The organism is Marinomonas sp. 63XJN7_9_ISO-PGPR-S23-217 (assembly GCF_056173515.1).
Genome location: NZ_CM149678.1, coordinates 4285910 through 4298463, shown reverse-complemented (window position 1 = coordinate 4298463; position 12554 = coordinate 4285910). Strand labels below are relative to the sequence as shown.

The 12554-nt window shown below is 44.4% G+C and carries 12 protein-coding genes; 7 read left to right on the top strand and 5 right to left on the bottom strand.

Annotation, left to right across the window (positions count from 1 at the left end):
• The 3 genes from pseC to AC0VYI_RS20125 form a co-directional block, all read right to left on the bottom strand.
• The gene (gene pseC, locus AC0VYI_RS20135) at positions 1–1188 is read right to left on the bottom strand and encodes a UDP-4-amino-4,6-dideoxy-N-acetyl-beta-L-altrosamine transaminase (RefSeq protein ID WP_475445135.1); all 1188 of its coding nucleotides are present in this window, start codon (positions 1186–1188) and stop codon (positions 1–3) included.
• Entirely contained in the window at positions 1175–2170 is a 996-nt protein-coding gene (gene pseB / locus AC0VYI_RS20130) for a UDP-N-acetylglucosamine 4,6-dehydratase (inverting) (RefSeq protein ID WP_475445133.1), read from the bottom strand. Before pseB ends, pseC begins: the two co-directional genes overlap by 14 nt.
• A 133-nt stretch (positions 2171–2303) precedes the next feature.
• Positions 2304–2873: a DNA-3-methyladenine glycosylase I gene (locus AC0VYI_RS20125; RefSeq protein ID WP_475445131.1), complete on the bottom strand. Its 570-nt coding sequence runs from the start codon at positions 2871–2873 to the stop codon at positions 2304–2306.
• Positions 2874–3000: 127 nt separating this feature from the next.
• Between AC0VYI_RS20125 and AC0VYI_RS20120 the strand changes: the two genes are divergently transcribed.
• From AC0VYI_RS20120 to parE, 4 genes are all read left to right on the top strand, one after another.
• On the top strand, positions 3001–3618 hold the full coding sequence (locus tag AC0VYI_RS20120) for an NUDIX domain-containing protein (RefSeq protein ID WP_475445129.1): 618 nt from the start codon (positions 3001–3003) through the stop codon (positions 3616–3618).
• 206 nt (positions 3619–3824) lie between these two features.
• Entirely contained in the window at positions 3825–4277 is a 453-nt protein-coding gene (locus AC0VYI_RS20115; RefSeq protein WP_475445127.1) for a DUF1249 domain-containing protein, read from the top strand.
• A gap of 39 nt (positions 4278–4316) precedes the next feature.
• The gene (locus AC0VYI_RS20110; protein WP_475445125.1) at positions 4317–4904 is read left to right on the top strand and encodes a YqiA/YcfP family alpha/beta fold hydrolase; all 588 of its coding nucleotides are present in this window, start codon (positions 4317–4319) and stop codon (positions 4902–4904) included.
• A gap of 184 nt (positions 4905–5088) precedes the next feature.
• Positions 5089–6990, top strand: coding sequence for a DNA topoisomerase IV subunit B (gene parE, locus AC0VYI_RS20105; RefSeq protein WP_475445124.1), 1902 nt, complete (start codon positions 5089–5091; stop codon positions 6988–6990).
• Between the two features lie 70 nt (positions 6991–7060).
• Here parE and AC0VYI_RS20100 read toward each other — a convergent pair whose 3' ends face one another.
• Positions 7061–7783 (bottom strand): NUDIX hydrolase, encoded by a 723-nt coding sequence (locus AC0VYI_RS20100; RefSeq protein ID WP_475445122.1) that lies wholly within the window; start codon positions 7781–7783, stop codon positions 7061–7063.
• A gap of 128 nt (positions 7784–7911) precedes the next feature.
• Here AC0VYI_RS20100 and prs point away from each other — a divergent pair, with 128 nt between their 5' ends.
• From prs to AC0VYI_RS20085, 3 genes are all read left to right on the top strand, one after another.
• Positions 7912–8742, top strand: a complete 831-nt coding sequence (prs, locus tag AC0VYI_RS20095) for a ribose-phosphate diphosphokinase (protein ID WP_475445120.1) — start codon at positions 7912–7914, stop codon at positions 8740–8742.
• Positions 8743–8767: 25 nt separating this feature from the next.
• A complete protein-coding gene (locus AC0VYI_RS20090) occupies positions 8768–10261 on the top strand; it encodes a nicotinate phosphoribosyltransferase (RefSeq protein WP_475445119.1) in 1494 nt (497 codons plus the stop codon).
• Positions 10262–10442: 181 nt separating this feature from the next.
• Positions 10443–11063 carry a UPF0149 family protein gene (locus AC0VYI_RS20085; protein WP_199473960.1) on the top strand — a complete coding sequence of 207 codons (621 nt, stop codon included), beginning with the start codon at positions 10443–10445 and terminating at the stop codon, positions 11061–11063.
• A 127-nt stretch (positions 11064–11190) separates the two neighbouring features.
• On the opposite strand, the gene AC0VYI_RS20080 is transcribed toward AC0VYI_RS20085, so the two are convergent.
• Positions 11191–12387 (bottom strand): amino acid aminotransferase, encoded by a 1197-nt coding sequence (locus AC0VYI_RS20080; RefSeq protein WP_475449837.1) that lies wholly within the window; start codon positions 12385–12387, stop codon positions 11191–11193.
• Positions 12388–12554: the final 167 nt, after the last annotated feature.

Genomic DNA, 12554 nt, shown 5'->3' with positions numbered 1-12554 from the left:
TCAGGCACTCATGACTCGATTAGCAATCAGCGCATGTTTTAAAATCAGCGCGACACGTTCCTGTTGTGCCGTGGTTAGGTCGGCAAAAATCGGCAGGCTCAGGGTTCGTGAATAATAATCTTCTGCAACCGGAAAATCCCCCAGCTGAAAGCCCAGTGTCTGGTAATAGGGCTGTGTGTGCACGGGAATATAGTGTACCTGCGTACCAATGCCAGCATGACGTAAAACCTCAAATACCCCTCTGCGAGCAGTTTTGTTATGTTCTGGCAATAATATAGGGTACAAGTGCAGGGAGGAATGCGTGTCCTCCGCTTGGTAGGGCAAGGTGATCGGAAAGTCTTTTAGCAGCTTTTCGTAATATTTGAATTGCTGGTGGCGCTTCTCGATAAATTGATCAAGTCGAGAGAGTTGAGACAAACCGAGGGCCGCTTGCATTTCTGTCATGCGGTAATTAAAGCCCAATGTGTGTTGCTCGTAGTACCAATCACCAGGGGATTGTGTCAGTTCATCTGACGACTTAGTGGTACCTTGTTGAGCATGGGTGCGCATATGCCTGGCAAGTTTGGTGCTGTTTGTGACGGCCATGCCGCCTTCTGCTGAGGTGATGATTTTCACCGGATGAAAACTAAATACACAGATATCGCTATAGCGACAATCTCCGATAGGATGATCCTGATACTGTCCACCAATGGCGTGAGAGGCGTCCTCAATGATAGCAAAGCCATATTCTTGAGATAAGCGATGGATAGCTTCCATATCACAAGACTGCCCAGCAAAATGTACAGGGATAACTACCTTGGGCAAGGTATTAAGACGTTTTGCTGAGATTAGCTTCTCTTCTAATTTTTCTGCGCTTAAATTGTAAGTACGTGGGTCGATATCGACAAAATCCACCTCCGCTCCACAATAACGGGCGCAATTAGCGGAGGCAATAAAGGTATTAGGAGATGTCCAGACTCGATCCCCAGCACCTACGCCTAACGCCAAACAGGCCAAATGCAAAATGGAAGTGGCGCTGTTGCCAGCAATAGCGAATTGAGCCCCGACTTTTTCGGCAATGGCTTGCTCAAACGCTGTGACACTTGGACCTTGAGTGAGAAAGTCCGACTTTAAAACCCGAACAACCTCGGCAATGTCGTCATCGCTGATGGATTGTTTGCCATAGGGGATAAAATCAGAGTGAGTCATCGAAGGTTAATATCTCGTCAACCGTTAAAAAGTGCGGGTTATTACCCGAATGGTATTCGTAACCGGCTTCAACTAAGGAGCCTCTTTCTCCCAGTTTGTTGCAATCGAAACGAATGTCTTCTTGATAAAATTTAATGCTGGGGGCAATCACATAATGGTCTGCAAACTCGAAAGTATGGTAAGAATCATCAGAAGGACACATCACCTCGTGGAGTTTTTCACCTGGTCGAATGCCGACTTCTTTTGTGGGAATCTCTGGGGCGTAAGCGGTCGCAAGATCCATAATGCGCACAGAAGGAATTTTCGGCACAAAGATCTCACCACCATGCATGCGTTGAAAGTTGTTTAACACAAAATCAACGCCCATTTGCAAAGTAATCCAAAAGCGCGTCATATCCGGATGAGTAATGGGAATGCTTTGTGCGCCTTCATTGACCAATTTCTGAAAGAAAGGCACAACGGAACCACGGGAACCCACCACATTGCCATAGCGCACTACAGAAAAGCGTGTTCGACCTTGACCAACCATATTATTCGCCGCGACAAAAAGCTTGTCAGAGGCAAGTTTGGTTGCACCATATAAATTAATTGGCGCAGCGGCTTTGTCGGTTGACAACGCAATCACCTTCTCCACATTGGTTGCAATGGCGGCGGCAATCACGTTTTCGGCTCCATGAATGTTGGTTTTAATACATTCCATTGGGTTATATTCCGCCGCAGGAACCTGCTTAAGGGCTGCAGCATGAATCACATAATCCACATCTCGCATGGCTTGTGTTAAACGGTCTTTATCACGTACATCACCAATAAAATATCGCATGCAAGATGCATCGAAAATTTGCTGCATCTCATATTGTTTTAACTCGTCACGGGAGTAGACAATCAAGCGCTTTGGTTTATAGAGCGCCAAAAGCGTTTTGACGTATTGGTGGCCGAAAGAACCTGTACCACCGGTAATAAGAATACTTTTGTTGTTAAACATGAAAAACAATACCAAACCAGAGTGTATTAAATGATATATCGGCAAACCGTTTAAAAACATGAATAAAATCAAGAAACTGATGCCGTTTTCCGATTAAATCTTGGAAAATTAAGTGACCAATAAATCAGACTTTTTAAGCATCATTCGTTTGACGCGCGATACAGTCAGCAACATGATCATTCACCATGCCTGAGGCTTGCATAAAAGCATAGCAGGTTGTGGGCCCGAAGAAACGGAAACCACGCTTTTTCATATCTTTCGAAAGACGAGTCGATAATTCGGTTACAGCAGGAACGTCAGAGAGTGAAGAGGGGGCTGCGTCGATTACTTGGTGATCGCTAAAGGCCCAATAATAGTCACTAAAAGAGCCAAACTCTTCGACGATGGCTAAAAAGGATTGTGCATTGACAATCGTTGCTTCGATTTTTCCTCTATGGCGGACGATACTAGTATCTTGCACCAGTCTCTCTACATCGTCTGTGGTCATTTTGGCCACTTTTTTTGGATCAAACTGATGGAAGGCGGCTCGGTAACCTTCACGTTTTCGTAAAATCGTTATCCAGCTTAGACCTGCTTGGGCACTTTCCAGTACAATGTATTCAAATAAGGTTGGGTCGTCATAAATGGGCTTTCCCCATTCATTGTCGTGATACTCTATGTATTCGGGTGAACTTAAACACCAACTACAGCGTATTGCTTCCATTGACTTGACCTCTTAATTGTATTTTCTTGGCGCTGTCTTGCTTTTTGAATCAGCATACCCTGTTATGAAAATTCGTAAAGAAAAATGATTGCGTGGCATCAATGGATAGAGACTAACGGGATAAACCATGAGCTTTAAGCCAACTTATACTAAAAACGATGTGGAAATTCTAAACGACGAGTGCGTTTACAAAGGTTTTTTTGAGTTTCGTAAATTGACGTTAAAACACAAAAAGTACAATGGGGAGTGGAGCCAACCCATGGTGCGAGAAATGATGGTACGCAGTGATGTCGTCTGTGTTTTGTTGTTTGATCCAGTGGCAGATAAGGTGCTATTGATCGAACAATTTCGCCCAGCAGTCTATCAAAAAGACTCCCCTTGGTTGATTGAGCTGGTAGCGGGTATGGTTGAGAAAGGGGAAAGTGATGAAGACGTAGCGCGCCGTGAAGCGCTTGAAGAAGCGGGTGTGACCATTAAGCGCCTTGAGTACATGTTTAAATTTGTACCATCTCCAAGCGGATTGGTGGAATACATTCGTATGTACGCAGGAGAGTTTGATGCGAGCAAAGTCAACCCAGATGAAACCCATGGTTTAGACAGTGAGCATGAGGACATTAAACTGCATTTGATGAGTGCGGGAGAAGCGATTGCTCTATTGGATGATGATATCGAAAATGCCAGTACCATTATGGGATTACAATGGTTTGCACTGAATAAGCAGCGCTTGCTTGATTGTTGGAAATAAAAGACAGCGAACATTTGCTAAGCTTGTCTGATTGAATTTGACTATACTGTCTCGATATAGACATGTTTTATGAGATAGGATTCAAACATGCTAAGCTAATCATAAAGCGATCAGTTTTTAGTCAATGTGTTTAACTTCTAGATGTTTAACCCCAAATAATGTAACGAAGGAAAGTCGTTTTTATAATGACCAAGGTGATGAAGAGAATGTCAAAATATGTGCCTGATTTAACCAGTTTGCAGATACTCGGCGAATTAAACTATCGCCGCGTAGCGAAACTGATGCGCGGGCATGAAAGTGATACCCAGTGGCATTTCTCCATTCATAGTGCAGGAGATCAAGAAAGCCGCTTGCGTTTGACGCTTGGCAACGAGAGTCGCTTCACCACAGATGTTGCATTAGAGTTTGGCCCTGAAATCGAAAATAAGCTGTTGTTTGAAAGCAAACTGAATATGACCATTCGGCTTTATCACGATGTGGGTATTGCGGAAATTACCGATGGACATCGTCAATACAGTGGGGCTTATCCTTATCCCAATGATGCAATGTACCATAGGGATGAAAAATTCCGTTTGAACCAACAACTAGCGGATTTACTAGAGCTGTGTTTAAAGCATGGTCATCGTTTATACGAAACCACGTATTTTCAATTTGCATAATGGATTGTTCGCATAACCGCGAGTCTTAAAGGTTGTAGTATGAATACCTTATTGTATATTCACGGTTTTAATAGCTCGGAATTGTCTGAAAAAGCCACCCTATTGGCACAAGCGATGCGTCAACATGGCGTGCAAGAGGCGGCGTTTTTAGCGCCTCGTTTGGTATGGCAACCCGCCAAAGCTTTGGCTCAGTTAGAGGCGATGATAACCGAACAGCATTCCCAAGGTAATCGAGTGACCTTAATTGGCAGTTCACTTGGCGGCTTTTATGGCTGTTATTTAGCGGAAAAATATCAAATACGCTGTATTTTAGTGAACCCTGCCGTGCAGGCGCCGATCTTATTGACCGAGCATCTTGGGCCTCAGTATAACCCGTATACAGATGAGCATTATGTGTTGACTCAGGCCCATATGGCTGAACTGCAAGCCATGATAATTGATAAGCCAACCCCTTCTCTTTACTGGTTAATGCTACAAGAAGGTGACGAGACATTGGACTATCGCGCGGCTTTACGGGCTTTTCCTGAAACCGCTCGATTAACCCATGAGCCAAATGGTAGTCACCGTTTTGAGGGTTTTGAACGCTTTACAGACGATATTCTTCGCTTTGCCAATCTCATTGTCTAACGCGTCATTTTACCTCATTGTCTATTTAATGGCCTAGAAAACATGAAAGAGGATTCTCGCAGCGTGTTTAGTTATTTCACAGTACTAAGCAGCAGTGATAGACTTCGGATCATATTTTTATATAGCCACTCGATAGTGCGCTTTACCCCACTGTCGCAATCTCAAATTGGAAGAACAAACACGCATGTCTGCTAAAGAATATAATGCCGGATCGATTGAGGTTCTAAGCGGCTTAGAACCTGTCCAAAAACGCCCAGGAATGTATACCGACACCTCCCGCCCTAATCATTTGGCTCAAGAAGTGATTGATAACTCGGTGGATGAAGCGATTTCTGGCCATGCTGATCGCATTGAAGTCATTCTCTATAAGGATGGTTCGTTAAGTGTGGAAGATAACGGACGAGGGATGCCCGTGGACATTCACCCTGAGGAAGGGGTTTCAGGTGTCGAACTGATCCTGACTAAATTGCATGCAGGTGGTAAATTCTCTGGTGATAACTACCAGTTTTCCGGGGGGTTGCATGGTGTTGGGGTATCCGTTGTTAATGCCTTATCTTCGTCTTTAGAAGTCTGGGTAAAACGCGATGGAAAAATTCATCATATTGCCTTTGCTGACGGTTTTAAAACCGTTGAATTAAATGAAGTCGGTACAGTCGGTAAAAAGAACACGGGTACCAAGCTGAAATTTACCGCTGATGGGAAGTATTTTGATAGTCCTAAATATTCTCTATCGCGCCTAAAACACTTGCTTAAAGCCAAAGCCGTACTGTGTCCTAGCTTGCATGTCATTTTTATCGATCAAAGTGGCAGCGAAGAAGTACGCGAGGAATGGTTCTACGAAGATGGTTTAAAAGACTATCTAGCTCAAGCCAATGAAGGGTTTGAATTATTGCCAGAAGAGCCTTTCCTTGGTGGGTTAACAGAAAAAACACAAGGAGTAGACTGGGCCGTGCAGTGGCTTCCCGAAGGGGGAGAGCTGATTACCGAAAGCTATGTCAACTTGATTCCTACCGCTCAAGGTGGTACCCACGTTAATGGTTTACGTACGGGCCTATTGGAAGCCATTCGAGAGTTCTGTGATTTCCATAACTTGCTGCCTCGTGGGGTAAAGTTGACCGCAGAAGACGTGTGGGACCGTTGTAGCTACGTCTTATCGGCAAAGTTACAAGAGCCACAGTTTTCAGGCCAAACCAAAGAGCGTTTATCATCTCGTCAGATTGTGCCTTTTATTTCTGCCACGGCAAAAGATGCCTTTAGCTTATGGTTAAACAAACATGTGGAAGATGGGAAGAAAATTGCTGATCTTGTCATCAATAGCGCACAAAAGCGTCTGAAAGCCAGCAAAAAAGTGGTGCGTAAAAAAATCACCCAAGGACCAGCGCTCCCCGGTAAATTGGCCGATTGTGCGGGACAAGACTCCAGCCGAAGCGAATTATTTCTGGTGGAAGGGGATTCCGCAGGTGGTTCTGCCAAGCAAGCCCGTGATAAAGACTTTCAAGCCATCTTGCCATTGCGTGGTAAAATCCTCAATTCATGGGAAGTGGAATCTAGCCAAGTTCTTGGCTCCCAAGAAATACATGATATTTCTGTTGCCCTTGGGGTGGATCCTGGAGAAGAAGACTTATCTGGTCTACGCTATGGCAAAATCTGTATCCTAGCCGATGCCGACTCGGATGGACTGCACATCGCCACCTTGTTATGTGCTTTATTTGTACGCCATTTTTCCAGCCTCGTTAAAGCGGGCCATGTATTTGTTGCCATGCCGCCTTTATACCGTATCGATTTGGGTAAAGAAGTGTCCTACGCCTTAGATGATGAAGAAAAAGACATCATCCTACATAAAATGGCGGCAGAGAATAAACGTGGTACACCAAACGTACAGCGCTTCAAAGGCTTGGGTGAAATGAATCCATCGCAACTGCGTGAAACCACTATGGCACCAGACACCCGCCGTTTGATTCAACTGACCATGGATGATCCTGTCGATACTGGCGAATTGCTCGATAAACTGCTGTCCAAAAAACGTGCTGGGGATCGCAAAAACTGGCTAGAAACCTACGGTAACCTAGCCATCGTAGAAGTGTAATAAAAAAACAGAGACCTTTGCCATTGGCTACATGGCGAAGGTCTTCAGTGATGCCCTGTACTCTTAACGACTAGGCATCTAAGTTTCTAATAAACGTAAAATCTTTAACACCTTCTTTTAAGCGATATGCCATAGAAGGTCTTCCTTTTTTGTCGGCTGATCGTAACCCAACTTCTTCCATTAAATCGGCTTGTTCGACACGTCGGCGGAAGGATTTTTTTTGAATTGGCTTATCAATCAGGACTTCTAAGCAATGTTGCAGCTCTGGTAAAGTAAACTCTTCGGGCAGGGCGTAGGCTGGCACCATGGAATAGAGGGCTTTTTGTTTCAATCTTTCTCTTGCCGCTTTCATGATCTCTATATGGTCAAACGCCAGATCCATTTTCAACGCTTCTTCATAAATTTCCCAGCGAACCTCAGAAACGTTATCCACAAAGCTTTGACAAGATTGCAAAGCCACTAAGGCGGTGTAAACGACGGTCACAGACCAGCCTCTGACGTCTCTTTGATTATTACCGACACTCATCAGCTGTTCTATATAAGGGGCTTTCACACCGGTTTTTTCTTGTAGCTTGCGTTGTATGGCCTCTTCTAAAGAGGCGTCTTTTTCTTCATCCACAAAGCCGCCAGGTAAGGCCCATTTACCTTTTTCGGGATGTTCACAGCGTTCCGTTAGTAGTACTAACAGCTTTCCGCCATGAAAAGTAAAAATCGCAGCATCCACGGTCATCAAAGGGGCAAGATATTCTCTGCGATCATACTTTTGTAAAAACTCAGCTTCTGTTTCTTGCATCTTTTTCTCAATAAAACGGTGTATGTAATACTTATTGTAGCAAATAGTGTCCTTAAGACAAAAAATATCTTGACACACATAGTGTCCTTAAGACACTATTAAAAACACAGAGATAATGGAGTGTCAAAATGAGTATTCGAGTCATAGCAAATCAACATGAAATATTGGATGTTACCTTCCTGACCTTTTCGGGTGGTGAGCGACATGTTCAGTTGCCAGAACCCTCTCGGTCTATCGTCCGACAAATAGATCTGAGCGCTCGTCTTCAAAGTGCAACCGATATTATGGATTTGTTATTGCTAGTGAACGCGCTACGTCACAAATTTGGCGCGGATATTGTGATAAACATTACTCTCCCTTACTTACCTTATGCTCGGCAGGACAGGGTGTGTGCAGAAGGACAGGCGTTCTCATTAGAAGTATTTGCAGGGCTACTGAATAGTATGGAGTTCAGTAACATAACAGTATGGGATTGCCATAGTCAGACAGGTATCGATCTGACTCGAGCGGAAAACATTACGCCTGAAAAAATCATTGCTGCAAGCCCCGCTTTGGTAACGTTACTAAAATCCGCAAACAGTGTATTGGTTTGTCCTGATAATGGTGCTAAGGCGCGTTGCTCTGCTATTAAAGCGTTTTTTGCTTTGCCTAGCATGATCCAGTGCACCAAACAGCGTGATCCAAGTACCGGGAAAATTACCCAAACGACGGTGGATGTTGACAGTCTTGTAGGAAAAACGGCCATTATCACCGACGACATTTGCGATGGTGGCTTCACTTTTATCAAGATTGCAGAACAGCTTAAAGCCAAAGGAGCAGAAAGAATCGTGCTCTATGTCACCCATGGTATTTTCAGCAAAGGTGTCAAAGTCTTTGATGGCCTGATCGACGCTATTTACACCAGCAACAGTATCGAGCGGACAGTCGTCAGCCCAAAAATCAACGTTATACAGTATTAATGTCACAGTAAAACAGGAGGTTTTTATGAACCCATTAACCGCAATTGACTTTTACAAAGCCGATCACAGACGCCAATACCCTGCGGGGACAGAGTATGTGTATTCCAATTTTACGCCCAGATCTTCTCGTTTAGCCCCTGTTCTAGAAGGGTTTGATGACCGTGTAGTATTTGTCGGGCTGCAAGGCTATATCAAGCGCTTTTTAATAGACACCTGGAACGAACACTTCTTTAACCAACCAAAAGAGAAGGTAGTGGCGAAATACAAACGTCGTATGGACACGTCATTGGGGGAAGGGGCTATTCCAGTGGATCATATCGAAGCACTGCACGATCTGGGCTATTTACCATTGGAGATTAAGGCATTGCCTGAAGGCAGCCGAGTCAACATTAAAGTGCCCATGTTCACCATTGTGAATACCTTGCCAGAGTTCTATTGGCTAACCAATTATTTGGAAACCAGTCTAAGTGCCGAGATATGGAAAATATGCACCACCGCAACCGTTGCCTATGAGTACAAACGTCTATTAACCGACTACGCGCTAAAGACAGGTGCGCTAATGGCATTTGTACCATTACAAGGGCATGATTTTAGCTTTCGTGGCATGAGTGGCATGATGGACGCCGCCCAATCCGGTATGGGGCACCTGACTAGCTTTATCGGTACTGATACCGTGGCCGCGATTGACTACGCAGAAGACTATTACAACGCACAAGGGGTGATAGGCGTCTCAGTGCCAGCCACCGAACACAGTGTCATGTGCATGGGCACCCAAGAGGGGGAAATTGAAACCTTCCGTCGCTTAATCACAGAGTTATACCCACGGGGCGTCGTTAGCATCGTGTCTGACACGTGGGATTTTTGGCAGGTAATTTCTTGCTACGCTCGTGAGTTGAAAGCAATCATTCTAGCACGTGAAGAGGATGCACTAGGCCTAGCAAAAGTGGTTTTCAGACCCGACAGTGGTGATCCTGTCAAAATCATCGGTGGTGACCCAGAGGCTGAGCCTGGCTCTCCTGAATACAAAGGTGCTGTAGAGTGTTTGTGGGATATTTTTGGTGGTGACATCACCGACAAAGGTTACAAAATGCTGAATCCAAGAGTCGGATTGATTTATGGCGATTCCATTACATTGAAAAAAGCGCAAGCTATTCTTAACGTCATGGAAGAAAAAGGCTTTGCTTCAAGCAATATTGTGCTGGGAGTGGGAGGGTTCACCTATCAGTACCTGACCCGAGACAGCTTTGGCTTTGCCATGAAGGCCACCTGGGGGCAGGTAAATGGCGAAGGAAGAGAAATCTTCAAGGACCCAATTACCGACAGTGGTACCAAAAAGTCAGCAAGGGGCCTATTACGAGTAGAAAAAACTGAGAATGGCTTTGAGTTGTTCGATCAGCAAACACCCGAACAGGAAAAACAAGGGGAGTTGAAAACGGTATTTAAAAACGGCTCATTGGTCGTAGAGCAATCTCTTATGGAGATTAGAGAACGTTTAATGGTAGAGGACAAGGCCATTTAGAGCGCGTTATTCGGCCTTTTAATCAAGTTTTTATATATTCTAGGGAATGATCAGCCCAACAGGGGGAAATATGGTCGTTACCTTTATAAGCGGTTTATCTTATTGATAGCATTTTTCTGCAGGCAAATTTACGTGAATCGCGTTAAAATAAAAGAAACACACATGAAGCGGAATGCAGTCAATGTCTGAGAATGAAGACCAAAGCGTCATAAGTGAAGAAGAGTTATACGAGCGATTGGACTATTACCTGTCTGCCTACGGGTGTGAGCGTTCCTTGCTGTGTGTGTCTGAGTTAGATGGTTTTTTAACCGCAATCGGTTGCAGTGCACAAGAACTGGCACCAGATCAATGGCTCACCACCATTTGGGGAACGGAAGAAGACCAACCTGAATGGCTAACACAAGAGGAAGAAGATGAGTTCCTAAGTCTTGTGTTAATCATGTATATGGAAACCATGAATGCCCTGGTTCATGGTGAGATCTCGCCTGTTTATTTAGAACAAGAATTTGATGGTAAATTTCAATTAGTCGTCGAAGAGTGGTGTCTTGGTTTTGTACGTGGCGCTCGCTTGGCAGGCTTAGGCTTAGACGAAAGCAATCGAGATTTTTACAACGAAGTACTGGCGCCCGTGCGGCTGTTTGGCACCTCAACTGGCTGGAAAAAGCTGGAGAATATGGTCGAAGAAGAAGTGGACTTTTGGCGTGATACCATCGAGCCGTCAATCTTACGCTTAGCGCAATTTAACCACCCTGAAATCCAAGGGGCACAACAACAGAATGCTAAACCGCATACCTTGCATTGAAGCATTTCAAGTCAGCTGTCTTGGCTGATAATAGCGTGTTGTTTAAATCTGTATTTGAATATCGACCATAAAAAAACCGCGAGAGTCCCAGTTGACCTTCGCGGTTTTTTGCTATTTTTGGGTAAAATTAACCAACAACCTTCGCGATGCTTTCACACAAGTAATCTATATTGTTATCACTCACACCAGAGATACTCATACGGCCAGTGTCAGCGATATAGATAGAATATTCGCTGCGCAAAGTACGTACTTGCTCCAGGGTTAAACCAGAATAAGAGAACATGCCGCGCTGGTCTTTGATAAAGCTGAAGTCTTTGCTCACACCAGAAGCAGCTAATTTCGCAACCAGCTTTTCACGTAGGCCATTGATGCGATTACGCATTTCAGCGACTTCTAGTTCCCATTCTGCTTTTAGTTCTGGATTGCTCATAATGGTATACACTACCGCCGCACCGTGAGCGGGTGGCATAGAGTAGTTAGCGCGAATCGCTTGACCAATAATAGACAACGCCGCATCAGCTTCGTCTTTTGTTTCGGCAATCACACTTAAACCACCGCAACGCTCGCGGTAAATGCCAAAGTTCTTCGAGAATGAGTTGGCAATCAACATATCTGGCACATGGGCAGCCATATAACGAAGGCCAGCTAGGTCTTCATCTAAGCCATCGCCAAAGCCTTGATAAGCCGCATCTACTAAGGGTAACAAGCCTCGTTTATTGACAAAATCAGTCAGTACTTTCCATTGATCAAACTGCAGATCGATCCCCGTCGGGTTATGGCAGCAAGCATGCACTAACAGAACATCGCCTTCTTTTACTCCAGCTTCCAGAGTGGCCATCATATCGTCAAAACGCAGTCCATTTGTTTCAGGGTCGTAGTAAGGATAATCTTTGACCTCGACACCAGCAGAATGAAAGATAGACTTATGGTTTCCCCAAGTTGGATCGCTCACCCATAAACGTGCATCTTGCAAATTCGCGCTGATAAAGTCCGCCGCCACTTTTAGGGCACCCGTACCGCCAGGTGTTTGTGTTGAGCGAATACGACCAGAACTGATCAACTCATTACCTTCACCTAACACCAGATTCTGAATAATGGGCTCAAACTCAGACGCACCAAAAATCCCCAAATAACTTTTTGAATCTTCTTGCTCAAGCAGCATAGCTTCGGCTTTTTTTACCGTGTTTAAAATAGGCGTATTACCGAAATCGTCTTTAAAGACACCCACACCTAGGTCAATTTTCTTAGGATTAGGGTCATTCTTATGGGCAATGATAAGAGCTAAAAGAGGGTCGCCAGAAACGGCTTTAAGGTGCTTGAACATGATAAATATGGGGTCCTTGTTGTTGGTCACAGCAAAATGACTGCGAATAGGTCGTTGCTTTAGTTGCCTCTTCATTTTGCCGTTTTTATGGCAAAATACAATGTAAAATCTGCGGAAATATTACCCTGTCTGTAAAGAAAAAAAGACAGCCCAATAAGAGCTAAATT